This is a genomic window from Hyphobacterium marinum (assembly GCF_036330325.1).
Taxonomy (GTDB): Bacteria; Pseudomonadota; Alphaproteobacteria; order Caulobacterales; family Maricaulaceae; genus Hyphobacterium; species Hyphobacterium marinum.
Window position 1 is genome coordinate 281,928 of record NZ_JAZDRO010000003.1, and the last position, 23,877, is coordinate 305,804.

Annotated in this window: 26 protein-coding genes; 14 read left to right on the forward strand and 12 right to left on the reverse strand. The window is 64.4% G+C overall.

Features of this window, described 5'->3' with window-relative positions:
- Positions 1 to 9 precede the first annotated feature (9 nt).
- From rnr to rpmG, 4 genes are all read left to right on the forward strand, one after another.
- A complete protein-coding gene (rnr, locus tag V0U35_RS09030) occupies positions 10 to 2,271 on the forward strand; it encodes a ribonuclease R (protein ID WP_330196373.1) in 2,262 nt (753 codons plus the stop codon).
- Positions 2,268 to 2,918, forward strand: coding sequence for an NUDIX hydrolase (locus V0U35_RS09035; protein ID WP_330196374.1), 651 nt, complete (start codon positions 2,268 to 2,270; stop codon positions 2,916 to 2,918). The genes rnr and V0U35_RS09035 overlap by 4 nt, the downstream gene beginning before the upstream one ends.
- A 39-nt stretch (positions 2,919 to 2,957) precedes the next feature.
- Positions 2,958 to 4,151, forward strand: coding sequence for an MFS transporter (locus V0U35_RS09040; RefSeq protein ID WP_330196375.1), 1,194 nt, complete (start codon positions 2,958 to 2,960; stop codon positions 4,149 to 4,151).
- An 86-nt stretch (positions 4,152 to 4,237) separates the two neighbouring features.
- Positions 4,238 to 4,405 (forward strand): 50S ribosomal protein L33, encoded by a 168-nt coding sequence (gene rpmG / locus V0U35_RS09045; RefSeq protein ID WP_330196376.1) that lies wholly within the window; start codon positions 4,238 to 4,240, stop codon positions 4,403 to 4,405.
- Positions 4,406 to 4,464: 59 nt separating this feature from the next.
- On the opposite strand, the gene V0U35_RS09050 is transcribed toward rpmG, so the two are convergent.
- Positions 4,465 to 5,832 (reverse strand): PleD family two-component system response regulator, encoded by a 1,368-nt coding sequence (locus tag V0U35_RS09050; protein ID WP_330196377.1) that lies wholly within the window; start codon positions 5,830 to 5,832, stop codon positions 4,465 to 4,467.
- A gap of 11 nt (positions 5,833 to 5,843) precedes the next feature.
- A complete protein-coding gene (locus V0U35_RS09055) occupies positions 5,844 to 6,209 on the reverse strand; it encodes a response regulator (protein ID WP_330196378.1) in 366 nt (121 codons plus the stop codon).
- A gap of 185 nt (positions 6,210 to 6,394) precedes the next feature.
- Between V0U35_RS09055 and V0U35_RS09060 the strand changes: the two genes are divergently transcribed.
- Together V0U35_RS09060 and V0U35_RS09065 are read left to right on the forward strand one after the other, a co-directional pair.
- Positions 6,395 to 7,273, forward strand: a complete 879-nt coding sequence (locus V0U35_RS09060) for an ROK family protein (RefSeq protein WP_330196379.1) — start codon at positions 6,395 to 6,397, stop codon at positions 7,271 to 7,273.
- Positions 7,270 to 8,541, forward strand: a complete 1,272-nt coding sequence (locus tag V0U35_RS09065; RefSeq protein WP_330196380.1) for a DNA polymerase IV — start codon at positions 7,270 to 7,272, stop codon at positions 8,539 to 8,541. The genes V0U35_RS09060 and V0U35_RS09065 overlap by 4 nt, the downstream gene beginning before the upstream one ends.
- On the opposite strand, the gene V0U35_RS09070 is transcribed toward V0U35_RS09065, so the two are convergent.
- Positions 8,510 to 9,400 (reverse strand): alpha/beta hydrolase family protein, encoded by an 891-nt coding sequence (locus tag V0U35_RS09070; protein ID WP_330196381.1) that lies wholly within the window; start codon positions 9,398 to 9,400, stop codon positions 8,510 to 8,512. The two genes, V0U35_RS09065 and V0U35_RS09070, sit on opposite strands and share 32 nt — an antisense overlap.
- A 132-nt stretch (positions 9,401 to 9,532) precedes the next feature.
- Between V0U35_RS09070 and V0U35_RS09075 the strand changes: the two genes are divergently transcribed.
- The 5 genes from V0U35_RS09075 (at position 9,533) to V0U35_RS09095 (ending at position 12,475) form a co-directional block, all read left to right on the forward strand.
- Positions 9,533 to 9,994: a RidA family protein gene (locus V0U35_RS09075; RefSeq protein ID WP_330196382.1), complete on the forward strand. Its 462-nt coding sequence runs from the start codon at positions 9,533 to 9,535 to the stop codon at positions 9,992 to 9,994.
- 13 nt (positions 9,995 to 10,007) lie between these two features.
- Positions 10,008 to 11,150 (forward strand): GNAT family N-acetyltransferase, encoded by a 1,143-nt coding sequence (locus V0U35_RS09080; protein WP_330196383.1) that lies wholly within the window; start codon positions 10,008 to 10,010, stop codon positions 11,148 to 11,150.
- A gap of 93 nt (positions 11,151 to 11,243) precedes the next feature.
- On the forward strand, positions 11,244 to 11,609 hold the full coding sequence (locus V0U35_RS09085; protein ID WP_330196384.1) for a DUF7662 domain-containing protein: 366 nt from the start codon (positions 11,244 to 11,246) through the stop codon (positions 11,607 to 11,609).
- Complete coding sequence (locus V0U35_RS09090; RefSeq protein WP_330196385.1) at positions 11,606 to 12,019, forward strand: type II toxin-antitoxin system VapC family toxin; 414 nt, start codon at positions 11,606 to 11,608, stop codon at positions 12,017 to 12,019. Before V0U35_RS09085 ends, V0U35_RS09090 begins: the two co-directional genes overlap by 4 nt.
- 27 nt (positions 12,020 to 12,046) lie before the next feature.
- Positions 12,047 to 12,475 (forward strand): HIT family protein, encoded by a 429-nt coding sequence (locus V0U35_RS09095; protein ID WP_330196386.1) that lies wholly within the window; start codon positions 12,047 to 12,049, stop codon positions 12,473 to 12,475.
- A gap of 36 nt (positions 12,476 to 12,511) precedes the next feature.
- Here the strand turns inward: V0U35_RS09095 and V0U35_RS09100 are convergent, their stop codons facing one another.
- Positions 12,512 to 13,333, reverse strand: coding sequence for a DUF2306 domain-containing protein (locus V0U35_RS09100; RefSeq protein WP_330196387.1), 822 nt, complete (start codon positions 13,331 to 13,333; stop codon positions 12,512 to 12,514).
- A gap of 165 nt (positions 13,334 to 13,498) precedes the next feature.
- On the opposite strand from V0U35_RS09100, the gene V0U35_RS09105 reads away from it, so the two are divergent.
- Positions 13,499 to 14,572, forward strand: coding sequence for a helix-turn-helix transcriptional regulator (locus V0U35_RS09105; RefSeq protein ID WP_330196388.1), 1,074 nt, complete (start codon positions 13,499 to 13,501; stop codon positions 14,570 to 14,572).
- Between the two features lie 10 nt (positions 14,573 to 14,582).
- Here V0U35_RS09105 and clpA read toward each other — a convergent pair whose 3' ends face one another.
- The 3 genes from clpA to V0U35_RS09120 form a co-directional block, all read right to left on the reverse strand.
- Positions 14,583 to 16,910 carry an ATP-dependent Clp protease ATP-binding subunit ClpA gene (clpA, locus tag V0U35_RS09110; RefSeq protein ID WP_330196389.1) on the reverse strand — a complete coding sequence of 776 codons (2,328 nt, stop codon included), beginning with the start codon at positions 16,908 to 16,910 and terminating at the stop codon, positions 14,583 to 14,585.
- A 4-nt stretch (positions 16,911 to 16,914) separates the two neighbouring features.
- A complete protein-coding gene (gene clpS / locus V0U35_RS09115; protein WP_330196390.1) occupies positions 16,915 to 17,244 on the reverse strand; it encodes an ATP-dependent Clp protease adapter ClpS in 330 nt (109 codons plus the stop codon).
- Between the two features lie 179 nt (positions 17,245 to 17,423).
- Positions 17,424 to 18,128: a phasin family protein gene (locus tag V0U35_RS09120; protein ID WP_330196391.1), complete on the reverse strand. Its 705-nt coding sequence runs from the start codon at positions 18,126 to 18,128 to the stop codon at positions 17,424 to 17,426.
- 161 nt (positions 18,129 to 18,289) lie between these two features.
- Between V0U35_RS09120 and V0U35_RS09125 the strand changes: the two genes are divergently transcribed.
- Entirely contained in the window at positions 18,290 to 19,675 is a 1,386-nt protein-coding gene (locus V0U35_RS09125; RefSeq protein WP_330196392.1) for a D-alanyl-D-alanine carboxypeptidase family protein, read from the forward strand.
- Between the two features lie 3 nt (positions 19,676 to 19,678).
- On the opposite strand, the gene V0U35_RS09130 is transcribed toward V0U35_RS09125, so the two are convergent.
- The 3 genes from V0U35_RS09130 to V0U35_RS09140 all read right to left on the reverse strand — a co-directional run bounded on the left by V0U35_RS09130 (position 19,679) and on the right by V0U35_RS09140 (position 21,586).
- Complete coding sequence (locus V0U35_RS09130) at positions 19,679 to 20,134, reverse strand: DnaJ domain-containing protein (RefSeq protein ID WP_330196393.1); 456 nt, start codon at positions 20,132 to 20,134, stop codon at positions 19,679 to 19,681.
- On the reverse strand, positions 20,134 to 21,024 hold the full coding sequence (locus V0U35_RS09135) for a division plane positioning ATPase MipZ (RefSeq protein WP_330196394.1): 891 nt from the start codon (positions 21,022 to 21,024) through the stop codon (positions 20,134 to 20,136). The genes V0U35_RS09130 and V0U35_RS09135 overlap by 1 nt, the downstream gene beginning before the upstream one ends.
- An 88-nt stretch (positions 21,025 to 21,112) precedes the next feature.
- The gene (locus tag V0U35_RS09140; protein ID WP_330196395.1) at positions 21,113 to 21,586 is read right to left on the reverse strand and encodes an SPOR domain-containing protein; all 474 of its coding nucleotides are present in this window, start codon (positions 21,584 to 21,586) and stop codon (positions 21,113 to 21,115) included.
- 69 nt (positions 21,587 to 21,655) lie between these two features.
- Here V0U35_RS09140 and panC point away from each other — a divergent pair, with 69 nt between their 5' ends.
- Entirely contained in the window at positions 21,656 to 22,528 is an 873-nt protein-coding gene (gene panC, locus V0U35_RS09145; protein ID WP_330196396.1) for a pantoate--beta-alanine ligase, read from the forward strand.
- 4 nt (positions 22,529 to 22,532) lie between these two features.
- Here the strand turns inward: panC and V0U35_RS09150 are convergent, their stop codons facing one another.
- Positions 22,533 to 22,967, reverse strand: a complete 435-nt coding sequence (locus V0U35_RS09150) for a DUF1489 family protein (RefSeq protein WP_330196397.1) — start codon at positions 22,965 to 22,967, stop codon at positions 22,533 to 22,535.
- A 54-nt stretch (positions 22,968 to 23,021) separates the two neighbouring features.
- A complete protein-coding gene (locus V0U35_RS09155) occupies positions 23,022 to 23,804 on the reverse strand; it encodes a hypothetical protein (RefSeq protein WP_330196398.1) in 783 nt (260 codons plus the stop codon).
- Positions 23,805 to 23,877: the final 73 nt, after the last annotated feature.

Consider the following 23,877-nt stretch of genomic DNA (forward strand, 5'->3'; position numbering starts at 1 on the left):
GAGGACAGTTTGACCGCCAGCTTTGACGACGCCGAAGACGGATTTACCCGTGAGACCCTTCTCGAAACGATCCGCCGGGGCGCGGGTCGCTTCGGCAAGCGTGAAATCGCCCGCGAACTCAAACTGAACAGCGCCCAGAAGGCGGGGCTGAAATCGGCCCTGCGCGCTCTGGAAGCCGAAAAGGCGATCCACCGCGAAGGCCGCCATGGCTGGGCTATTGCCGAGACACTACCGGGTGTCACCGTCGTGGAAATCCATGACCGCGACACCGATGGCGAGCTTCTGGCCCGTCCGCATAAGCCGCGCGGCGACGCCCCGCGCATCCGTATGGCTCCCGGCGAAGGCGCGGGCGGGCGCGGCGGACCGGCCCTGGGGGTCGGCGACCGCGCGCTGGTCCGCCTCGAACCCGATGGCGAAGGCGGATACGAGGCCCGCCTGATCCGCCGTCTCGGCCAGAGTGCGCACGCCATTCTGTGTGTCCTCAGAAAGGGCAAGGGTCAGCCCCGGCTGGTTCCGGTCGACCGCAAATCACGCCATGAGCTCGTCCCGGTGCGCGGCGACGCCGAGAAGGCACGCGACGGCGATCTTGTGCTCTGCCGAATTGCCAAGGAGCGCCACCACGGGCTGAAGACCGCGCAAATCGTCGAAGTGATCGGCGATGCCAGCGCCGCCGGAGCCGGATCGGTCATCGCCCTGCACGCCCACGGCATACCCACCGGATTTTCCGAGGCCGAGGCGGCGCAGGCCGAGAAGATCAAACCGGTTCGCCAGGGCAATCGCGAGGATCTGCGCGATATTCCCCTGATCACCATCGACCCGGACGACGCGCGCGACCATGACGACGCGGTCTGGGCCGCACCCCATGACGACAAGGCCAATGCGGGTGGATGGATCGTGCTCGTCGCCATCGCTGACGTCGCGGCCTATGTCACCGCGGACTCGCCGCTCGACCGGGGGGCGCTCAAACGGGCCAATTCGGTCTATCTGCCGGATCGTGTCGTGCCGATGTTGCCGGAGAAACTGTCGAACGATCTCTGTTCGCTGCGAGAGGGCGAGGAACGGCCCTGCATGGCCGTACGGATGATTTTCGACAAATCGGGCGAGAAACGCAGCCACCGTTTTATCCGGGGCTGGATGCGCTCGGTGGCCAAGCTCTCCTACACGCAAGCCCAGTCCGCCATCGGCGGCAGCCCGGACGACGTGACCGGTCCGCTGCTCGAGCCCGTTCTGAAGCCGCTCTGGGGCGCTTACGCCGCACTGCGTGCCGCCCGGGAACGCCGCGCCCCGCTGGAGATTGATGCACCCGAACGCAAGGTGAAAGTCGGCGAGGATGGCCGCGTGCTGGGTGTCGAGGAACGCTCCCGCTTCGATGCCCACAAGCTGATTGAAGAGTGCATGATCCAGGCGAATGTCGCCGCCGCGGAAACGCTCGAACAGAAGCGCGTCCCGCTGATCTATCGCGCCCACGAACCGCCAAGCGTTGAAAAGATCGACGCCTTGGCCGACTTCCTGCCGACCATTGGCATGAAATGGGCGAAGGGCGAACCGCCGCGTCCGGACCGCTTCAACCGCCTGCTGGAACAGGCCAAGGGCGGCCCGCACTATCTCACGGTCAACGAGGTTGTCCTGCGCACCCAGTCCCAGGCCGTCTATTCGATCGAGAACCCGGGTCACTACGGCCTCAACCTGCGCCGCTATGCCCACTTCACCTCACCGATCCGGCGCTACGCGGACCTGACCGTACACCGTGCCCTCATCCGCGCGCTGAAGCTGGGCGATGACGGCCAGACCGAAACCGAGGCCAGCCAGCTCGACGCCATCGCCGGTGACATCTCGACCGCCGAGCGCCGGGCCATGGCTGCCGAGCGCGACGCGACGGACCGCTTCATCGCGCTCTATCTCGCCGAACATGTCGGCGGCGAATTCGCCGGACGGATTACGGGTGTCACGCGCTTCGGAGCCTTCGTAAAACTCGACGAGACCGGCGCGGACGGGCTGGTCCCGATCAGCCGCCTTGGCGACGACCGGTTCAATCACGACGAGAAAGCGCACGCCCTCGTCGGCCAGCGGACCGGAGCGATCTATCGTCTTGGCATGCCGGTCCGGGTGCGTATCGACGAGGCCGCGCCGATCACCGGCGGGTTGTTGCTCGACATGTTGACCGAGCCGGAAGGCCGGAATGGCAAGCGTCCCTCAGGCCGCCGCCCCGGCAAGCCGGGCAAGCGCGGCCCGCGCCACAAGGGCAAGCGCAAGACGGGCCGCAGGCGGTGACGCTGCGGCCGAAATTCGCCGGATCACTCTTGCTGACGCGCGGCGCGGGCGAGGAGATGGAAGTGCTGATGGGCCGTCGTTCCTCGGCCCATGCCTTCATGCCGCAGCGCTATGTCTTTCCGGGCGGCCGCGTCGACCGCGCCGACCATTTTGCGGCCTATTCCGGAGATCTCGACGACCGCTCGCGCGAGGCGATGGAGACGGTCCTGTCTGAACGGCGTGCCCGCGCCATCGCGGTCGCCGCCATCCGTGAAACCGCCGAGGAGACGGGACACCTGATCGCCCGGCGCGGACAGATGCGCTCGCGCCACGCCGCCTGGGAGCCCTTTCGCGAGGCGGGAGCCAAGCCGGACCTCTCGGGCCTGACGTTGATCGCGCGGGCGATCACGCCGCCCGGACGAGTGCGCCGGTTCGATGCGTGGTTCTTCCGCGCTGATATCTCATCAGTCATGTGTGAGACCGGCGCCTGCAGCCGCGAAGAGCTCGAGGATGTGCGCTGGGTCGACCTTCAGGCGGCACGGAAACTGGAACTGCCCAAGGTGACCCATTTCGTGCTCGGCGAGCTCGAGCGCCATATCGCTGACCCTGAGGCGCGCCCGCGCCATATCCGCGAACTCGCCCGCAAAGTCCGGCTCGACACGCTCTAGTGACGGGACACGGGCGGAAAGGCCCGCTATAGGGCGGGGATGATCGCCCGCGCCCTCCTCTCTCCTGATCTCGCCCGCCCGCGCTCCATGGCCGCGGCGATCATCTGCGCGACATTGTCGGGGTGCGGCTTCACGCTGCTGATGCCGGTGTTGGCGCTCAACCTGGAAACCATGACCGGTTCGGGTCTGATCGTGGGCCTCAACGGCGCAGTGGCCGCATTGTCCACGATAGCCGCCGCGCCCTTCGTGCCCCGCCTGTTGCAGATCGTGAAGGGCCGAGCGCTGATCCTGGCGAGCCTCACCTTCGCGGCACTCAGCCTGCCGCTCTTTCCGTTCTTCCCGGACGTCGCCTTCTGGTTCGTCGCCCGCTTTGCAATGGGCATCGCGGTCAGCATTGTCTTTGTCGCCTCGGAGACCTGGATCAACCAGATCGCCGATCCGGCGCGGCGCGCGACAATTCTCGGCATGTATGCCACAGCGCTGGCGAGCGGGTTCGGGGCTGGCGGCCTGCTGTTCGCGGGCCTCGGCCATGAAGGCTGGGCACCGTGGCTGGCCGGGGCCGCATTGTTCCTCGCGGGCATGCTCCCCATTGCGCTGTTGCGCGGTCCCGACGTGGAAGCCCCGGGAACAGACGACGCCGGCCTTGTCTCCATGCTGCGCGCGGCCGGAACCGCCCGGCTCGCCATTGCGGCGGCGCTCCTCTTTGGCGCAACCGAGACGGTCTTCTTCTCGCTGATGCCGGTCTATGGCGCGCGAATCGGGCTGGAGCCGCATGCTATCGGCTTCATGATGGCCGCCGGTGCTGTGGGCGGCATCGTGTTACAAATTCCCCTGGGCTGGCTGGCCGACCGGTTCGGACGCGCCAACGCCATCCGGGCCATCGGGCTGATCTGTCTCGCCGGACCGGGCGCGGTCTGGCTGGCAGGCAGTGAAACGCTGCCTATCTACGCGATCATGTTTGTCTATGTCGGCGTGACGATGGGGCTCTACACGATTGGCTTGTCGCTGATCGGCGAACGCTTTACCGGCGGCGGGATTGCGGCCGCCAACGCCGCCTTCATCTTCACCTATGGCCTGGGCTCACTTGTCGCCCCGCCAGCGGGCGGCTGGGCCATGGATGCCCGCGACCCGGAAGGCGTTCTGATCATGCTGACCGTGCTGGCGGCGGCCTTTCTATTGTTCGCCGCCCTGCCCGCCGGCAAGCGCCGCAGCACGGGCGCGCAGGACAGTTGACAAGGACGCGCCCGCGCGTATGTTCCGCGCCTTCGTGGCGGGCGGTGTCCGCCCTTTCCGCATGGACCATTTTCAGGGATTTCGTCATGGCGAAGCCGACAACCATCAAGATCCGCCTTAATTCGACGGCTGATACGGGCTATTTCTACGTGACGAAGAAGAACGCCCGCACCATGACCGAGAAGCTCGTGCTGAAGAAGTACGACCCGGTTGCGAAAAAGCACGTCGAATTCAAGGAAGGCAAGATCAAGTAGGATCGCGCCTCTCCCGGAGTTTTCGGGATATCAGGAATTCATGCGGCCTGGCGGAAACGTCAGGCCGCTTTCGTTTGGGCGTCGCCCGCGATCACGCGATTGCGCCCTTCCGCCTTGGCCCGGTAGAGCGCCTTGTCGGCGCGGCGCAGTAGCGTGTCCGGAGAATCGCCCTGAGCGAATTCGGCGACACCGATCGACACGGTGACTTCCTTCGCGGCCTCGCCACGCGGCAGGCTGAACGGGTTATTTGCGGTCGCCGCGCGCAGACGTTCCGCCCCGGCGCGCGCCTCTTCCAGACCGGTTTCGGGCATCACGATGACGAATTCCTCGCCGCCATAGCGGGCAGCGAGATCCAGCGCGCGCAATCCGCCGCGCAGCCGGTCGGAGAACTGTTTCAGGATGGCGTCGCCGCCCTCGTGGCCGAACGTGTCGTTGATCCGCTTGAAATGGTCGAGGTCCGCGATGAGCACGGACACGGTCGCCCCGCCATTGGCCGCCGCGTCGACTGCCTGGTTGAGCCGTGACGCGATATAGCGCCGGTTATGCAGCCCCGTCAGCGGATCGGTGATCGCCATTTCCAGGCTCTCGTCGAGCCGGGCCCGCAAGCGGTCGGCATAGGTCTTCCGGCGCAACTGCGTCCGGATACGGGCGTTCAGCTCCTGCGCATCGACCGGCCGGTGAATGATGTCGCTAACCCCGAGATCCAGCGCGCGCACGCTGCGCTCCACCTCGTCGGGGCTGACCACGGCAATGATCGGCACATGGCGGGTCGCCGCTTCCGAGCGCACGCGGGCGCACAGACGCAGGCCATCGAATTTCGGGCTGGTCAGGTCGATGAGCAGAATATCAACGCCGCTGACCGCCACTCGGGCCGCCAGGGCCGGGTCGGTGACGACCTTTGACTGTGTGCAGGCAGGCAGTTTCGATTGCAGATGAGCCCCGGCGCGTTCGTCACCGGCAACAATCAGCGCCCAGGGCTTGGCCTTGGGATCAGCGTCGACGAGATCGCCGGCATCCGGCGTCGCGCTGTCGCGGGTCCGCAATTCATCAAGGACGACTTTCAGGCGCAGCAGCGAGCGGACTCGCGCAAACAGGGTCAGATCGTCGACCGGCTTGGTCAGGAAGTCATCGGCTCCGCATTCCAGACCCGAGACACGATCTTCGCGCTGATCGAGCGCGGTCACCATGACCACCGGGATATGGCGTGTCGCGGTATCGGCCTTCAGCCGGCGGCAAACCTCGAACCCGTCCATGCCGGGCATCATGATGTCGAGCAGGACGATATCGGGTTGCTGGGATTTCGCAGCGACCAGCGCATCGGAGCCGTTCGTGGCCGTGACCACCTCGAAATACTCAGCCTTCAGGCGCGCCTCGAGCAGCCGGACATTCGGCTCCTGGTCATCAACAACAAGGATGCGGGCGCTCATCGTCCTGTCCCCTAGGCCAGAAACCGCTGCACGGTCTCGATAAAGGTCGTGACCGTGATCGGCTTGGAGAGATAGGCCTCGCATCCGCCCTCGCGAATGCGCTCTTCATCACCCTTCATGGCAAAGGCGGTGACGGCGACGACCGGAATGCCGGACAGCTCGTCATCGTCCTTGATCCACTTGGTGACTTCCAGACCCGACACTTCGGGGAGCTGAATGTCCATGAGGATGAGATCGGGACGGTGCTCCCGCGCCAGTTCCAGCGCCTTCAGCCCGTCCTTGGTGCCAAGCGTGTCGTATCCATGAGCTTCGAGAAGATCATGAAACAGCTTCATGTTCAGCTCGTTATCCTCAACGATGAGAACTTTCTTCGACATGACCTGAAGCATGACGCCGTCGCGTTCCCCGTGCTTGTTGTGCGCGTTTCGCACACGCTTTGACACCCCGCAGACAGTAAACCCGATCTTCCTTAATCAACGGTGAGTCAGGGCGCGACTTCCTTCCCCTTCCGGAACAAGATAAGAACAACATCCTTAATCATAAAGGCATTCCGGGCAAAACCATGGTCAGGGCGGGCATTGATCTGGGCGGCACGAAAATCGAGGCCATCGCGCTCGACGACGCGGGCCAAACCCTTGCCTGCAAACGGATTTCAACGCCTTCTGGCTATGACGCTGCGATTCGCGCCGTTGCAGGGCTCGTAACAGATTTCGAACGCCAAGACGGACCCATTGGGCGGGTCGGCGTCGGTCATCCCGGATCGGCGAGCCCCGCAACGGGACTGATTCGCGGGGCCAACTCGACCTGGCTCAATGGCCGTGACTTCCGGTCGGACCTGTCTGCGGCACTGGGTCGGCCCACGCGATTCGCCAATGACGCGGACTGTTTCGCCATGGCCGAAGCCACCGACGGGGCCGGAGCCGGGTGTCGCACCGTCTTCGGCGTCATCCTCGGGACAGGGGTGGGCGGTGGAATCGTCATCGACGGCCAGCTCCATTCCGGTGCCCAGAACATCGCCGGGGAATGGGGCCACACCGCCCTGCCCCGCCTGACAGAAGAGGAGTATCCCGGCCCGGACTGCTGGTGCGGCCAGGTCTCCTGTGTCGAGGCCTGGCTCTCCGGCCCGGGGATTGCGGCCGAGCATGAAAGCCGTACAGGACGTCAGACTGACAGTGCGGCCATTCTGGCAGGCCCCGCCGAAGTCGAAATCTATGCCGGCCGTCTGGCGCGCGCCCTGTCGACCGTCGTGAACATTCTCGACCCGGACGCGATCATCCTCGGTGGCGGGGTATCGAATACGGCCGGACTGCCTGAAGCGGTCGAGACGGCCCTGCGCGATCAGGTCTTCTCAGACGTGCTCAACACGCGTGTCCTCAGGCACAAACATGGCGACGCATCCGGCGTGCGCGGTGCGGCGATGCTGTGGAGTGCGAAGGAATGAGCACCGATCCGGGCTATTGCCGGACTTGCCTGACGCCACTGCCACCGGAGACACGGTCCACCTGCCCCGCTTGCGGCAGCAAGCGCCTGTTGCGCCACGCCGAAATCAACGCGCTGTCCATTGCCCATATCGATTGCGATGCCTTCTACGCAGCGATCGAAAAGCGCGATGATCCGTCCCTCGCCGACAAGCCGGTCATTATCGGCGGGCGGCAACGCGGCGTGGTCGCGACCGCCTGCTATGTCGCGCGGCTCTATGGCGTGCGGTCCGCCATGCCGATGTTCCAAGCCTTGAAGCGCTGTCCCGACGCCGTCGTCCTGCAGCCACGCGGCAGCGTCTATGCCGCCGAAGGCCGGCGCATCCGGGAAATGATGGAAGCGGCCACACCACTGGTCGAGCCGCTCTCCATCGACGAGGCTTTCCTGGACCTCACCGGTACGCAGCGCCTGCATGGGCACCCCCCCGCCCTGACCCTCTTGGAGCTGCAGCGGCACATCTTCACCGAGACCGGACTGACTGTGTCGGTCGGGCTTTCCTACAACAAGTTCCTTGCCAAAACCGCTTCCGACCTCGACAAGCCGGACGGGTTTGCCCTGATCGGTGAGGCCGAGGCGGGTGATTTCCTGAAAGACCGCCCGGTCGGTTCGGTCTTTGGCGTCGGTCCCGCTTTCGCTGCCCGCCTGCAGCGCGATGGAATCCGCAAGCTCGCCGATGTCCTGCGCCACGGCGACAAGGCGATGGCCCAGCGGTATGGCGAAGCCGGATTGCGCCTGTCCCGGCTGGCGCGCGGCGAGGATCACCGCCGGGTCTCCCCTGACCGCGAGCGAAAGAGCATTTCCAGCGAAACCACGTTCAATCGCGACATTGCCGACCGGGCCGGGCTGGAATCACGGCTCTGGTCGCTGTGCGAAAAGACCGCCGCCCAGGCCAAAGTCAAAGCCGTCTCCGGCACTGTCGTGACGCTCAAACTGAAAACGGCGAAGTTCAAGTCGATTACCCGCCGGAGAACACTTCGCGCGCCAACCCAGCTGGCCGACACGCTATACCGGGTCGGGTGTGAGCTTCTCGCGCCCGAGGCGAACGGTACGGCCTACCGGCTGATCGGTATCGGCCTATCGGGACTGGAGGATGCCGCTCCGGATGCCGGGGACTTGCTCGATCCGAATGCGCTCAAGCGCGCTGCCGCCGAACGGGCGATGGACCGGGCACGGGAGAAATTCGGCGGCAAGGCCGTCATCAAGGGCCGGTCGCTTCGCCGCGATCCATGACCTCTTCGAACCAGTCGAAGGGTTTGGGCCAGAACGCCTCGCCCTTGCGCGTGAACAGGCCCTGGTGGCCAATGACCGTTTGGCCGAGCTCGGCCGGGTCCAGCCAGATCTCCTCGACCGGCGCGCGCGAATAGAGGCGCAACAGATCCGGCGTCGAGGCGCGGTTGGCAATCGGGTCGTCCGTCATCCCCCAGGACCGGATCGGCGCGGTGACATCATCAAACCAGTTCGGCCGCAAGTCGGGCAACTCACCGCAAAAATAATCGGGCTGGAAACACCAGCGCCGCCACTGCGTGAACACGCCCTTCGGGAGCGCAGTCCCGCCCCACAAACCGCCGCCAGGGATATGACCGAGCGCGGCCAGACAGGCCGGACCGTAAGCAAGCCAGAAGAATAACGCTTGCGGCTTGTAATGGGCCGCGTGCTTGCCCCAATAGCCCGACCCGACATTGACGAAGGCATGGGCCAGCGCCTTGTCCGCATTCGGCGCAAACCCGATCAGATGGCCGCCGACGCTATGGCCCACCGTGAAAAGCGGCTTGCCCGGTGCCAACGCCCCGGCGGCGTCAATGGCGGCGGGCATGTCGCGCCGCCCCCAGATCGTCATGTCCGCCTTGAAGCCGCGCAGGCTTTCCGGAACCGAACCGCCAATGCCGCGATAGTCGTAGAGGAGACAGGCAAAGCCGCGCGCAGCGCCATGCTCGGCGATCCGGGTGTAGAATTCCTTCGGGAAACCCGTCCCCGACGAGATCAGCACGGCCGCCTTTGGCCGCTCCGGCACGACTGCGTGCGCGGCCAACGGATAGCCGTCACGCGCCCGGATCGTCAGGGACTCGGTTCGGACATCGTGGCCGGTCATGGCGTTTCTTGTCCTTCAATCGCGCTTCTTGCCTCCTTCTGCCCGATGACGCGCGCGTCAAGTCAAGCCGCGTTGCGCACGGCCCGGCCCGCCCCTATCAAGGGTCAAACCGATCCAGATGGAGCCTCCGCCATGTCCGATATCGACGCCCGCCTGTCCGCGCTTGGCATCACGCTGCCCGAACCGGTCGCGCCGGTCGCGAATTACGTGCCCTTCGTCAAAAGCGGCAACCAGGTCTTCATTTCGGGCCAGATCTCCATCGGACCGGACGGCCTCGTTGCGGGCCGTCTCGGGGAGACGATGAACCTCGAAGAGGGGCAGGCTGCCGCGCGCCTGTGCGCCATAAATCTCGTCGCCCAGCTCAAGGCGGCGTGCGGCGGCGACCTGTCGGCCCTGCGCCGCGTCGTGAAACTGGGCGGATTCGTCTGCGCGGCTCCGGACTTCACAGACATTCCCAAAGTCATCAATGGCGGTTCGGACCTGATGGTCGAAGTGTTTGGCGACAAGGGCCGCCACGCCCGCTCGGCGGTTGCCTGCCCCGTCCTGCCCCTTGGCGCAGCGGTGGAAATCGACGGTGTGTTCGAGGTGGCGTGAAAGCCATAGCCGCATGACCGACATCACGCTCCGCGCCATATCCTCGCTCAGCGGCGTTGACCGTGCAGCCTGGGACGCGGCCGCCAATCCGCCCGGAGAGGCATTCGATCCATTCCTGAGCTGGGATTTTCTCGAGGCGCTGGAAGCCAGTGGCTGCGCCAGCGACGACACCGGCTGGTCGCCGCGCCACATCATCGCCGAAGACGAGAACGGAAGGCTATGCGGCGCGCTGCCGCTCTACGCCAAGGCGCATTCCTATGGCGAATACGTCTTCGACCATGCCTGGGCGGATGCCTATGAGCGCGCCGGCGGGCGGTATTATCCCAAGCTTCTATCGGCTGTTCCTTTCACCCCGGCAACGGGCCGCCGCCTTCTTTCGCCTGACACAGGGGTCCGCCGTGCGCTCGCCGAAGCGGCAATCAGCCTGACCGGCCAGTGGGGCGTTTCGGGCTGGCACGTGAACTTTCCCGGGGAGCGGGACGCGTCCGACCTCGACGGGCTGGACCTCCTGGCCCGCATCGACCGGCAATTCGTCTGGTTCAATGACGGCTATGAGACCTATGACGACTTCCTTGCCGCCCTCTCCTCACGCAAGCGAAAAGCGCTGAAGAAGGAACGCGCGCAGGCCCAGGACGGGCTGGAGGTCGTTTCACTGACCGGCGATGCGCTCGCGCCGGAACACTGGGACGTTTTCTTTGCCTGTTATCAGGACACCGGTTCCCGCAAATGGGGTTCGCCCTATCTCAATCGCGAATTCTTCGATCTCGTCCACCAGCGAATGGCTGACAATATCCTCATGGTCATGGCGAAACAGGACGGGCGCTTTATCGCCGCCGCGCTGAATTTCATCGGTTCCGAGGCGCTTTACGGCCGGTATTGGGGCAGCCTCGTCGAAAAGCCGTTGCTTCATTTTGAGCTTTGCTATCACCGCGCCATCGATTTCGCGATCGACCATGGCCTCTCACGCGTGGAAGCGGGCGCGCAGGGCGAGCACAAGCTCGCGCGCGGTTATCGCCCCGTCGAGGTCCGCTCGGCGCACTACATTGCCGATCCGGGATTGCGCGACGCATTGACCGAGTATCTGGAGCGCGAACGCGCCGCCGTTCGCGCCGAAATCGCTGCAGTCGCGACCGAAATGCCGTATCGGAAATCTTGAGTCGTCGGAGACACGCCAGATAGTTAATTGACATGATTTATGGTAGTGATTACATATTTTATCTATGTATCACCTGCGACGAGAGAACCCGCCATGAAGTACGAACCATTGGAACGGTTTCTAGCTGATCAATCCCGGGACGCCGTCCCCATGACCTTTGATGAAATTGAGAAAATTCTCGGCAAGGCATTGCCGCCGTCAGCCCGGACGCACCGCCCGTGGTGGGGAAACCGGGGTGCGAGCCATGTTCATGAACGCGCGTGGCTCGAAGCCGGGTACCGTGCGGAGAACATCGACATGGAAAGGGAAAGGCTGGTCTTTCGCAGAATCCAAGCGGTGAAGAATACCCATCGCCCGCCTCTGCACGGCGCGCTGCGCAATCTCGTGCAGGTACAGTCGGGCAAGCTGACCGACCCGGCCGGCGAGCTTTGGAGCGCGGATGCGGGCCGTCTGAAGTGACCGACCGCCTCCTTCTCGATACATGCGCGGCGATCTGGCTGATGAATGGCGACCGGATGGACTATGCAGCGATCGACGCCATAGAGAGCTCCGCAGAGACAGGAAATTTGAACGTTTCGGCATTTACGGCTTGGGAGATCGCGACCCTCGCGGCACGGGGCCGCATCTCCATCGCGATGCCGCCGGAAGTGTGGTTTGACCGCCTTGTCGCATTGTCGGGCGCAACCGTTATCGAGGCATCAGCGAAAATTCTGATACGATCAGCGCAGTTACCAGGTATCCCGCCCAAGGATCCAGCGGATCGGATCATACTTTCCACGGCTCGTGAGGACGGTCTGGTTATCGTCACGCGTGACAAATGCTTGTTGCGGTATGGACGCGAGGGGCATGTCGGTGTGATGTCCTGCTGAGCCGCAGGAACAAAGACGGAGCAACCCATGAGCCTCACCGGCACATATGACGACGCCAATATCTTCGCGAAAATCCTGCGCGGCGAGGCCCCGTGCGTGAAAGTCTACGAGGACGATCACGTCCTCTCCTTCATGGATATCTTCCCACAGTCGAGCGGGCATTTCCTGGTCCTGCCCAAGGCGAAGTCACGCAACCTTCTCGAACTCGACGATGCCGCACTGCAAGAGACGATGGTGCGGGTCAAACGCCTTGCGGCTGCGGCCCGCAAGGCGTTCAATCCCGACGGTATCGTCGTGACCCAGTTCAATGGCGCGCCCGCCGGCCAGACCGTCTTTCACACCCATTTCCACATTATCCCGCGCTGGGAGGGCGAGGCTCTCGGCCGCCACGGCGGCGGTCAGGCGGACATGGACGTCCTGAAGGACCAGGCCGCGAAGATCGCCGCCGCACTCTAGCGGACATCGAGAGGGCCGGTTCGTCGCCCCGCCCTGTTAAATGTGCGGACTCCACATGACATTCCACGCCCCGAAGACACCGATCGCCGTGACCGCGGTGGCGGCCAGTGTCAGGCCCGCGGTCGACAGTTTGAACACGTCTGACCGGCTGTCGCTGGCCGCGAGATAGATCTCGAGTACGGCCCACGGAACGAGGTAGCTGCCGAAGGCGATGAAAAGGTCGAACGGCCCGTCCAGTGACCGGCTCATGCCGGTCCCGCCGGTCAGGATCGCCCAGGCCATGTAGCCAAGACGGGTGAACCAGACGCCGCTGACGAAGATGAAGAGCCGCATCGCCCAGCGCCGGTGCCGGTCAATCTGCCGCCGGACGGCGAACGTCACCGCGATGGCAGCGGCAACCAGGATCAGGACCGCGTTGAGTGTCGTCCCCCAGCCCCCGATATCGGTCAGGCGGCTCCCCCGGCCCCAGATCATCCAGATGCCGCCCACGGCAAGGATGACCGCAACGATCAGGAAGGTCCGGCCCGTGAAACGGTGCACGGCCGGATAACGCTTCCGGAGCGGCGGCACCAATTGCAGGGTTCCGCCCACCGTGATCACGGCAGTCAGCAGCACGTGGGAAATGAAGACCAGATTTCCGATCAGGTCCCCCACCGTGTAGCCCTGCATCAGGCCGGTCTGGTCCCATTCCGACCACTGTCCCGTAGCCGTCGACGGACCGTAGGCCGCGAGCACGTAATACGCGAACAGCCATTGGCCGATAGCCGCAGGTATGAACCAGGCAATGGCACTGGCCTTCAAAAGTGAGTGCGCGGTGATTGGCCGCTTTCGCGGGGCCGGCGTGTCGATGGCCACCATGGCAATTCCTTCTCGTTCCAACGCTCCGGGGGGAGTCCGGATCGCGCCAAGACATGGCGGATCGCCAGGCTGTCCTCTCGCCGATTTGGAAAACGGCGAAAGATTTTTCGGCCATTTGCAGGAATTCACAGGGCTGGGGCATGATGGCGGCGAACGGAGGGGGACATGCTCGCACTCGCAGCCACGGTTAAGCTGGTATCCGCCGGTATGGCGGCAGGCTGGATCGGTGCCAATTTTTTCAAACGCCTGCCGCAGCCCCTCTTCGGCCTGTGGTCGATATTCTGCGCCGGGTTCGTCGCGGTGATGCTGATCGAGGTTTTCGGGGCATCTCTGGGACCGGCCTATCCCCTGCTCGCAGTCATGACGTGCGCGACCTGCTCGGTATTCTGGCTGACAGCGCGCGCGCTCTTTCGCCGGACATTCGAGTTCGGCTGGTTCGCGGCGGTCATTCTGGCGGGCATCTTCATACCGACAATTTTCGACCAGATGGCACTGGCGACGGGGGCAGACCGCTGGGTGGGCGAGAGTTTCATCGCCAGCGCATCCGACCGGCTCGATGGCGTCCAGACCCTGTTCAGTTCAGTGGCGCTCGCGCTCGCTTTCCGCGAGGGCCTGAAAGGCTGGGGCCCACGCCTGTCCCGCGGCGAGCGGCAAATGCGGATTCTCTTCCTTGTCAGTTTTGGCTGCGGCGTTGGGATCTGCGTCTTCCTGTTTGATCATGGCCGTCTCGACGTGATCTCGCCGGATGTGACGGCGACCATTCAGGCAGCCTGTGCGCTGACCATACTGACCACGATGACCATCGTCCTGCGCTACCGGCTGCGGCACCCCCTGCCCGCCCCGGCGCGGCTCAATCCGTCGACCGACGATGTCGATCTCGGCCGCCGGATCCGCAAGCTCGTGGAGTCCGGGGCCTATCTCGATGCTGATCTGAAAGTCGCCGACATAGCCCGCCGCTTGCAGGAGCGCGACTACAAGGTTTCGCGCGCGATTGCCGCCGGGCTGGGCGAAGCGAACTTCAATCGATTTGTGAACCGGTTTCGCGTCGACCACGCCAAGGCCATGCTGCGCGATCCGGCATTTGCTGACCGGTCAATCCTCGATATCGCGCTGGAAAGCGGGTTCGCGTCGCTGGGCCCCTTCAACCGCGCCTTCCGGGACGCGACAGACCAGACACCGCGCGAATACCGGCGCGGTGCGGACGGCGACGCATCTGCAAAAGGCCTCGTCACGTCGTGACGCGACGCCTCTAGCGCACCGGTTCCTTGGTTTTCTTCGTCTTGCCCTTGGGCGGCTTTTTCGGTTTCAGCCGGTCGCCCGGCGTGATGTCGAAATCGAGCCGGTCTTCGTCGGCGGCGTCGACATCGATCTTCACAAGACCGCCATTCTTCAGCTGCCCGAAGAGAATCTCGTCCGCGAGCGGCTTCTTGACATATTCCTGGATCGTCCGCGACAGCGGCCGCGCCCCGAAACGGTCATCATAGCCGCGCTTGGCGAGCCATTCGGACGCTGCGTCCGTCAGCTCGAACGTCACGCCGCGGTCGGCAAGCTGGGCTTCCAGCTGCAGGACGAATTTCTCGACCACGCGCCCGACGATTGCCGCTGACAGGCCATTGAAGGGAATGATGGCATCCAGACGGTTGCGGAATTCCGGCGTGAACAGCCGCTCGATGGCGGCAGTATCCTCACCGTCCTTCTTGCCGCGCCCGAAGCCGATCGCTTCCTTGGCCGCATCAGACGCTCCGGCATTCGTCGTCATGATCAGGACGACATTGCGGAAATCGACCTTCTTGCCGTTCGCATCGGTCAGCGCGCCGTGATCCATGACCTGCAACAGGATGTTGAAGAGGTCCGGGTGGGCCTTCTCGATCTCGTCGAGCAATAGCACCGCATGCGGATGCTGATCGACCGCATCGGTCAGAAGCCCGCCCTGATCATAGCCGACATAGCCCGGAGGCGCGCCGATCAGGCGGCTGACCGTATGGCGCTCCATGTATTCGGACATGTCGAACCGGTGCAGCTCGACGCCGAGGATGGACGCGAGCTGGCGTGCGACCTCGGTCTTGCCGACGCCTGTCGGGCCGGAGAAGAGATAGCAGCCGATGGGCTTTTCCGGTTCGCGCAGGCCTGCCCGGGCGAGCTTGATCGCAGCGGAGAGTTTCTCGATGGCATCGTCCTGGCCGAACACGACGCGGCGCAGGTCGACCGGCAGCGATTTCAGCGCCGTGGCATCGTCCTTCGTCACGGTTTTCGGCGGGATGCGCGCGATTTTCGAAACCACATCCTCGACCTCGCGCACGCCAATCGTCTTCTTGCGTTTCGATTGCGGCAGCAGGCGCATGCGCGCCCCGGCCTCGTCGATCACGTCAATCGCCTTGTCGGGCAGTTTGCGGTCGCCGATATAGCGCGCCGACAGTTCAACCGCGGTCTTGATGGCGTCGCTCGTGAACTTCACGTCGTGGAAGTCCTCGAAATAGGGTTTCAGCCCCTGCAGGATCTTGATCGAGTCCGCCTGGCTGGGCTCGACCACGTCGATCTTCTGGAAGCGGCGGGCCAGCGCGCGGTCCTTCTCGAAATGCTGGCGGTACTCCTTGTAGGTCGTCGACCCCATGCAGCGCAGCGCCCCGGCCTGAAGCGCGGGCTTGAGCAGATTTGACGCGTCCATCGCGCCGCCGGACGTGGCACCGGCACCAATCACCGTGTGGATTTCGTCGATGAAGAGAATGGCGTTGTCGCGCGCTTCCAGCTCCTTGACGACCTGTTTGACACGTTCCTCGAAATCGCCGCGATAGCGCGTTCCGGCGAGCAGCGACCCCATGTCGAGCGAATAGATCGTTGCTTCGGCCAGGATTTCAGGCACGTCGCCCTCGACAATCTTGCGGGCCAGGCCTTCGGCGATGGCGGTCTTGCCGACGCCGGGGTCGCCCACCAGGAGCGGGTTGTTCTTGCGGCGGCGGCAGAGCACCTGGATGCAGCGCTCGACCTCGGCCTCGCGCCCGATCAGCGGATCAACCCCGCCTTCTTTCGCCTTCGCATTGAGGTCGACGCAATAGCTCGACAGCGCGTCCTCTTCCTTTTCCGGCTTCTCGCTTTCGTCCTCGATCGCGCCCTTTACGGGACGGGGTTCGGCGGCACCGGCCTTCTTGGCAATACCGTGGGAGATGAAGTTCACGGCGTCGTAGCGGGTCATGTCCCGCTCGGCGAGGAAATAGGCCGCATGGCTTTCCCGTTCGGCGAACAGGGCCACAAGCACATTCGCGCCCGTCACTTCTTCCCGCCCGGCGTTCTGGACATGGATCACCGCGCGCTGGATCACGCGCTGGAAGCCGGCCGTCGGCTTGGCATCCTCGTCATCATCGACGTTGAGCTCGCCCATCTCGTTGTCGACATATTCGGTCAGCGTGGCGCGGAGCTCGTCGAGATCGAGTTCACAGGCGCGCATCACCGCGCTCGCGTCACCGTCATCCACCAGCGCCAGCAGGAGGTGCTCCAGCGTCGCATATTCGTGGCCGCGCTCATTGGCAAAGCCGAGCGCCCGGTGAAGCGTGTCTTCCAGCGAAGCGGAAAATGAGGGCAACAGACTATTCCTTTTCCATCGTGCATTGCAGCGGGTGCTGGGCGCGGCGCGCCGCATCCATCACCTGGGCGACCTTGGTTTCGGCCACCTCGAATGTGAACACGCCGCACAATCCAACCCCGTTCTGGTGAACGTGAAGCATGATCCGGGCCGCTTCTTCCGGAGCCTTGTTGAAGATGCGCACAAGCACCTCCACGACGAACTCCATCGGCGTGTAATCATCGTTCAGAAGCAGCACCTTGTAGAGGGACGGCTTCTTGGTCTGCGGGCGCGTTCGGGTCGCGACGCCGGTTTCGCGTTCCGGACCCGTGGGCTTTTTGGGGCGATCGTTCATCGAATCCGCTCTCGGCCTGCCCCATTAGATATGCATCGGATGGCTCGCGAAAAGCCCCTGCGACCGGTTGAGCGCAGTTTTTCGTCTCAGTGCGGCACGAAAAAGGCAATCGGACAAAAGAAAAGGCCCGGCGCTCGCGCGCCGGGCCAGTGGGGAGACTTGTCTCTGGTTGTCGCGGCTTAGCGCTGCGACTGAACCATTTCGACCGTCGCCGCGACGCGATCGTTCAGCGGCTTCAGCGAAGATTTCACGGCACCGGCATAGAGGTCGGTGGCCTTGTTGATTTCGGCCAGGTAGGCGTCCATCGAGGACTTCATGAAGTCGGCCTGGACTTCGATCATGTCCTGGACCGATTTCGCGGTGGTCATGGCCTTGGTGGCGGACACGGTGTCTTCCATCGACTTCTTGGCGAAGGCGACCGCGTTGGCATTGAGGGTTTCGATACCCTTGCCGGCGGCGGTGGCAGACGCCATCACGGCGTCCATGTTGTCCTTCGAGAAGGCGTTGATTTCGTTGACTGACTTCAGCGACTTTTCAAAACCTTCACGGAAGGCTTCGTTGCCGGCAGAAGTCATGGTCTGAATGGTGTCCTGGACCTTCTTGGTTTGGGCATTGGTCATGATCTTGGTTCCTTTACGGGGAGGAGTGTTCGACTTCGCCGCTTTCGCCTTGGTGGCCTTGCGGACGGTTTTCTTCGGGGTCTTGACCGCTTTCTTGGTGGCGGTCTTGGTGGTTTTCACGGTCGATTTGGCCACTTTCGCAGACGCGTCCACCGCAGCTTTCGCGGCCTTGGTTTCGGCTTTCGCCGTTTCCTTGGTGGCCGTGCTGGCGGCTTCGACGGCTTTCACCGGAGCATCGACAGCTCGGGTCTTGTTGTCATTCATGGCGCTTTGCCTGTTCTTTCCTGTTAGCCGCATTTCGCGGTTGCAGCATATGTATGGGGATTGTTCGCACTTGCGTCAAGGATAATTTGTGCAGCGCAGCAAAATATTCGTTCAGCCCTTTTTAACGGGCTGGCAATCCTTCGCCGCTGGAATGCCGCCCCATGCGCGCCTTTGTGTTGTGGATGGTCGGGCTAAGCGCCCTCTTGTCCTTTGCGGTCACCCCCGCAGAGGCCAATAATCCGCGCTATGCGGCTTTCGTGGTTGATGAATCCACCGGCGAGGTCCTGCATGCGCGGCGCGCTGACGCCCAGCGCTATCCGGCATCCCTGACCAAGATGATGACGCTCTACCTCCTCTTCGAGGCAATTGAGGACGGCGAGGTCGCGCTGACCGACGAGATGACGGTCTCCCGCCATGCCGCCGACCAGGAACCATCGCGCCTCGGCATACCGGTCGGGGACACGATCGACGCGCGCACGGCGATTCGCGCCTTGGTCATCCGCAGCGCCAATGATGTCGCCGTGGTCGTGGCCGAGCATCTGGCGGGCACAGAGCGCGCCTTCGCCACGCGCATGACCGAGCGCGCCCGCGAACTGGGCCTGACCCATACGACCTTCCGCAACGCCTCCGGCCTTCCCGATTCCCGCCAGACCACGACCGCGCGTGACATTGCCCGGCTGGCGACCGCCCTGCGCCGCGACTTTCCGCAATACGCCTCCTATTTCAACGAGCGCAGCTTCGTCTGGGACGGGCGGACCTACCGCTCGCACAACAATCTGGTCGGCCGTGTCGACGGCGTGGACGGTTTGAAGACGGGCTATATCCGCGCCTCGGGCTTCAATATCGCCGTGACTGCAGGACGCGATGGCCGCCGCATCGTCGCTGTCGTCATGGGCGGACCGACGGCCGCCTCGCGCGACGCCCATGCCACACAATTGGTCAATGCGGCCTTCCGCTCGCTGCGCATGCGCGAGACCATGCTGGTCGCCGCCGCTGAACTGACGCCGCGCCTCAACCCGATCCGCGAACAGGACGCCATCGCCATGGAGGTCGCCGCGCTCAATCTGCGTGGTCCGACTGAACAGGGCTCGTCAGCCGCCCTGCCCGCCCTGCGCGTGGTCATGGCCGATGATGCCGAAGCCAATCCGGTCGATGACGGGGCCAGCCTGCCGGCCACCCCGGTAACGGGGTCCGCGCCGGACACTGACGGTGCAGAACTGGAAGCTATTCCCTTGCGCGATATCGATCCTCCGGCCGAGCCGGTGCAGGTCCGCACGGCGGCGGTTGAGCAATCCGACGCCGGTGACTGGGCGGTCCAGGTCGGGGCCTATTCCGCGCAAGCCGCCGCACAGGCCCGGCTGGAGACCATCCGCGACCTGATGACGGACCTGACCAGCGCGCGGACGGCGACGCCGGGTGTCGACAGCGGTGGTCGTGTTGTTTACCGGGCCCGGTTCGAAGGGGTCACGCAAGGAACCGCTCGCAGCGTCTGCCGCCTGCTCGCCGAACGCGGCGAAGCCTGCTTCGCTGTCGCTCCCGGGGCCTGACCCCTAGCGTTTCGGCAACAGCGTGTCGCGCGCTTCCTGGATCTGCCGGGCCAGTGCATCCGAGCCACCCGCATCCGGGTGCATCTTCTTCATCAGCGACTTGTAGGCCTCGCGGATATCCGCCTCGCCGGCCCCGTCTTCCAACCCCAGGATTTCCAGCGCCTCGCGCCGTGTCATCGTTCCGCTGCGGCGCGGCGGCGTTTGCGGACCACCCGCCCCGGCTTGCGCCCGCGGCGACCGTGCTGAAAGACCAAGCAGGACCAGCCCCACGCCGATGATCGGTGTGCCCAGCACGGCCAGGCCGCGCAATGTCATGACTGCGCCGACAAAGCAGGCCCCGACGCCCAGCAGCATGCGCGACAAGCGCTGCGCCCGTTTCGGGTTGGTCCGCGACATCGCGCCAACCACGGCCATCGCCACGACGAGGCCCGCCAGGCCAAGCAGCACCAGCGGCAACATCAGAACGGTATCCGCTCACCGGCGAGGCCGGGGAGTTTCAGAACGATCAGCAGATCGCGCAGCTCCTGCCGCGCGGCGACATGGCTCATGGTGAACGCGACCGCCGACCCGTCTTCGGTGAGATCGAGCAGCGTGATGCCGAGCGGGAACAGCTCACGATAGATGACGCGCTCGCCGAAGCCTGGGGCGAGGCGGAAGCCGATCCGCGCCGACAGCGCCTTCAGCCCCTCACCCACCCGGCGCTTGTTGCGCGCGTCGAGCATGGACATCCGGTTGCGCATGACGATCCAGTCGATCGACTTCTTTTCCTTGACCGCCTTGCGCTTGCGGCAATCCCAGACAAGTTCGGAATAAAGGCTGGGCCGGCCGACCTGGAAGGTGTCCGGATCAATCTCGGCCAAAAGGTCGAAATCGACGAAGCTGTCATTGACCGGCGTGATGATCGTGTCCGCCGCGCCGTGGGCGAGCCGCGAATAAAAGGTATCGCTGCCCGGCGCATCGATCAGGATGAAATCGCATTGGGCCTTCAGCCGGGCCATGGCGGCCTTGAACCGCTCAGCCTCCTGCGCCTCGATGGCGTCGAGGTGGCGTTCCGCACTCGGCTCCAGCGACTCCTCGATCGGCATGGGCAGGTCGACGCCGCGTGTCTCGCACCAACGCCGCCGGTTGGCGAGATAGCGCGCGAAAGTCTGCTGGCGGATATCCAGGTCCATGACGCCGATGGACCGGCCCATGCGCATCAGGGCGACAGCGAGATGCATGGCGACGGTCGACTTGCCCGCCCCGCCCTTCTCATTGCCGATGACGATGACATGGCAGGTGCGCGCACCGCCGCCCCCGGAGGGAAAACGGATCTTGGAGGTCGCCTGCGTGGTCGCGGTTTCGGACATTACCCTGCTGGCTCTACCGGGCTGACATGACCGGAAGCAAGATTAAGTGTTTCGCGGCCCTTAGAAAGCGCGGGCCGCATACGCGGTATCATTCCCCAGTCATGGCCAGCGTTTCGCCGGTAAAATCGACCGGCACACACCACACGCCTGCCGCCCGGAAGGGGGCGCAGGCCGCGTCTGCTTCGCTCGCCGAATAGAACGGGCCGGCCTTCAGCCGCAGGAAAAATCCCTGGCCCGGAATGTCGACGCCCTCGACACGCGGCGCCAGCCCGTTCAGCGCCTCGGGGAACATGGCCGAGAGTGTCTGCCAGCCCGACCGCGCCGTGTCCTCACCCCGGTAGGAGGCAATGTGGATGGCATGAAACAGGCTGCGCGCGCCGGTCATGTCCGGCAGTGGCTCGGGGTCGATGACCACCGCGGCGTCCTGGACGACCGGTTCAACCGCTTCGGCAACGGGCTCGGTCGCAGATTCCGGCATGGCCGATGATCCACCAAAGGGTGACGTCGTCGCGCAGGCGGCGAGCGGCAGGATCAGCAAAGCAAAAGCGAATCGCCAGTTCATGCCGGATCTCCTAGCGCGAGTCGGCGGCGCTTGCCTCCCTTGAGACGTGGCGCTAGACGCGGAGGCAGGATGAGCGATCTGCCCCACTTGCCCCTTACCGCCGTCGACACTCCGGCGGACTTGCGCAAGGCCGTCATGGCCTGGCGGCGCGCCGGGCTGAAGGTCGGTTTCGTGCCGACCATGGGCGCGCTCCATGACGGGCATATCTCCCTTGTCGAGCTTGCGCTTCGCCACTGTGACCGCGTCGTCGCCAGCGTCTTCGTCAATCCGGCACAATTCGCACCGGGCGAGGATTTCGACGCCTATCCCCGCACGCTCGAAACCGATGCGGCGAAGCTCGCCGAAGCCCACTGCCACCTGCTCTACGCACCGACTGCGCGGGCGATGTATCCGGAGGGCTTTGCCCTAAAGGTCCAGGTCGGCGGCCCGTCCGAAGGCCTGGAGACCGACTTTCGGCCACATTTTTTTGACGGTGTCGCGACCGTCGTTGCCAAGCTGTTCAACCAGGTCCGGCCTGACATCGCCGTCTTCGGCGAAAAGGACTACCAGCAGCTTCTCGTCATCCGGCGGCTGGCCGCCGATCTCGACCATGGCGTCGCGATCATTCCCGGACCTGTCGTGCGTGAAGACGACGGCCTCGCCCTGTCTTCGCGCAACGTCTACCTCTCGCAGGACGAGCGCGCCCGGGCGGTCCGCCTCAATGAAATCCTGAAGGACTTCGCCCAGGCACTCGAACGCGGCGATGATGTCGCCACCGCGCAGGCCCGTGCCCTCGCCAAAGCCGCCAACGGGTTTGACGGTGTCGATTATGTCGAGGCGCGGTGCGCGGAAACGCTGGCCGAACTGCCCGCCGGGCCCATCGACCGGCCGGCCCGCGTGCTCGGAGCGGTCTGGCTGGGGAAAACCCGCCTCATCGACAATTTCGCGGCCGATCCCGCCTGACGGCCTACCAGGCCCCGATCTCGATCAGCTTGCGGCGCAATTCGTCGGGCAGTTCCAGCCCGCCGGTTGCCTCGGTCAGGTCGGCCGGCGCGTCTTCGGGCTTGAGATACCGCCAGCCCTGAAACGGTCGCCGCGGTGCCGGTGCGGTCCGCACGATTTCCGGGTCCATGACGATGGCGCAGCGCTTGATGCCGTCTCGTCCCGTCACCTCGTCGAGTGACAGGATACGCTGGCGGCACTGGATGACCCGCTTGATCACCCAGTAGAGGCTGCCGCCATCCAGCACGTCCTCGGCCTGTTTTGGTGTCATACGCGTTACGTGCCGTGACACGGGCGCTTCGCCAGCAGCCTTTGCACGCGCAAGGTCGGCCGCCCGGTAGGATTCAAGATCCTCCACCGAGTCCACACCCACGCACAGCTTGATGAGATGCAGCGTCATGACAGGGCTGAGCTAGGACGACTCCTCCCCGGCGTCAAAGCGGGCGGCCAAAATTCACGGCGCGGTATAGACGATGTCCGAGAAGCGGAACTCGACGAATTGATTGACCCTTTGCATCATTGCGCTGGCCTCGACCCGGGTCAGGAAGCGGGTCATGACCGGAGCCGGCAGACCGTCCCGCCGCTCGAAATCCAGCTCCATCTCGAAGGCGTGAATCCGCACCATGAAGTTCGGCTTGAACGAGGCCGGGGCATGGATGCGCAAGCGTTCAACGAACGGATCGCGCCGCGCGACTGTCAGCTCGCCGCGCAGATTCTCACCCAACGTGCGGGCCATGGCATCGTCCTCGTCGTCATCGGCCAGGTCAGGATCAAATGCGTAGATGATCTGGTTGGGCGTGTTACGGATTTCCCGGACACCGCCGGCAATGAAATCCGTACTGCCGGCCCCGAAGAACAGGCCGGACCCGCCACCGCCAACACTGAAAGAGCGGCTGTTTCCGTCGTCGGAGTCGGCTTCGTCTTCTGCCGCGTCATCATCATCGGGCTCACGGGTGTTTTCCCAGGTCTGCCGCAAATCATCGCTCATCTGGTCGGGTGACGCCGGTTCGATCAGTGTCCAGCGCTCGGCCTCGGGACGGGTGCTGTCGAACCGCGCGGTAAACTGCCCGTGCTCGCCCATGTCGGCGACCATGGTGAATTGCCAGTGCGCCTCGTCCGGCGCTTCGGTCCCGGCGGCAAAGGCCCGTTCGACCAGCGGCGGCAGGGCGCGGTCATCTTGTGCAGACGCGCCAGCACAGCTCGCAGCCAGCAGGGCCGCGGCAATCATCCATTTCATGAAACGAGAACTCCCGAGCGTGATCTGCCCCGCCAGAGCGATTTAGATCACGCGGATCGCAGTGCGTCCAGAA

Bases quoted from the DNA above. Each gene is read 5' to 3' on its own strand.
- V0U35_RS09040 (WP_330196375.1), top strand. From the start codon at position 2,958: ATGATCGCCCGCGCCCTCCTCTCTCCTGATCTCGCCCGCCCGCGCTCC.
- rpmG (WP_330196376.1), top strand. From the start codon at position 4,238: ATGGCGAAGCCGACAACCATCAAGATCCGCCTTAATTCGACGGCTGAT.
- V0U35_RS09050 (WP_330196377.1), bottom strand. From the start codon at position 5,832: ATGAGCGCCCGCATCCTTGTTGTTGATGACCAGGAGCCGAATGTCCGG.
- V0U35_RS09055 (WP_330196378.1), bottom strand. From the start codon at position 6,209: ATGTCGAAGAAAGTTCTCATCGTTGAGGATAACGAGCTGAACATGAAG.
- V0U35_RS09060 (WP_330196379.1), top strand. From the start codon at position 6,395: ATGGTCAGGGCGGGCATTGATCTGGGCGGCACGAAAATCGAGGCCATC.
- V0U35_RS09065 (WP_330196380.1), top strand. From the start codon at position 7,270: ATGAGCACCGATCCGGGCTATTGCCGGACTTGCCTGACGCCACTGCCA.
- V0U35_RS09070 (WP_330196381.1), bottom strand. From the start codon at position 9,400: ATGACCGGCCACGATGTCCGAACCGAGTCCCTGACGATCCGGGCGCGT.
- V0U35_RS09075 (WP_330196382.1), top strand. From the start codon at position 9,533: ATGTCCGATATCGACGCCCGCCTGTCCGCGCTTGGCATCACGCTGCCC.
- V0U35_RS09080 (WP_330196383.1), top strand. From the start codon at position 10,008: ATGACCGACATCACGCTCCGCGCCATATCCTCGCTCAGCGGCGTTGAC.
- V0U35_RS09085 (WP_330196384.1), top strand. From the start codon at position 11,244: ATGAAGTACGAACCATTGGAACGGTTTCTAGCTGATCAATCCCGGGAC.
- V0U35_RS09095 (WP_330196386.1), top strand. From the start codon at position 12,047: ATGAGCCTCACCGGCACATATGACGACGCCAATATCTTCGCGAAAATC.
- V0U35_RS09100 (WP_330196387.1), bottom strand. From the start codon at position 13,333: ATGGTGGCCATCGACACGCCGGCCCCGCGAAAGCGGCCAATCACCGCG.
- V0U35_RS09105 (WP_330196388.1), top strand. From the start codon at position 13,499: ATGCTCGCACTCGCAGCCACGGTTAAGCTGGTATCCGCCGGTATGGCG.
- clpS (WP_330196390.1), bottom strand. From the start codon at position 17,244: ATGAACGATCGCCCCAAAAAGCCCACGGGTCCGGAACGCGAAACCGGC.
- V0U35_RS09120 (WP_330196391.1), bottom strand. From the start codon at position 18,128: ATGAATGACAACAAGACCCGAGCTGTCGATGCTCCGGTGAAAGCCGTC.
- V0U35_RS09125 (WP_330196392.1), top strand. From the start codon at position 18,290: ATGCGCGCCTTTGTGTTGTGGATGGTCGGGCTAAGCGCCCTCTTGTCC.
- V0U35_RS09130 (WP_330196393.1), bottom strand. From the start codon at position 20,134: ATGTTGCCGCTGGTGCTGCTTGGCCTGGCGGGCCTCGTCGTGGCGATG.
- V0U35_RS09135 (WP_330196394.1), bottom strand. From the start codon at position 21,024: ATGTCCGAAACCGCGACCACGCAGGCGACCTCCAAGATCCGTTTTCCC.
- V0U35_RS09140 (WP_330196395.1), bottom strand. From the start codon at position 21,586: ATGAACTGGCGATTCGCTTTTGCTTTGCTGATCCTGCCGCTCGCCGCC.
- panC (WP_330196396.1), top strand. From the start codon at position 21,656: ATGAGCGATCTGCCCCACTTGCCCCTTACCGCCGTCGACACTCCGGCG.
- V0U35_RS09150 (WP_330196397.1), bottom strand. From the start codon at position 22,967: ATGACGCTGCATCTCATCAAGCTGTGCGTGGGTGTGGACTCGGTGGAG.
- V0U35_RS09155 (WP_330196398.1), bottom strand. From the start codon at position 23,804: ATGAAATGGATGATTGCCGCGGCCCTGCTGGCTGCGAGCTGTGCTGGC.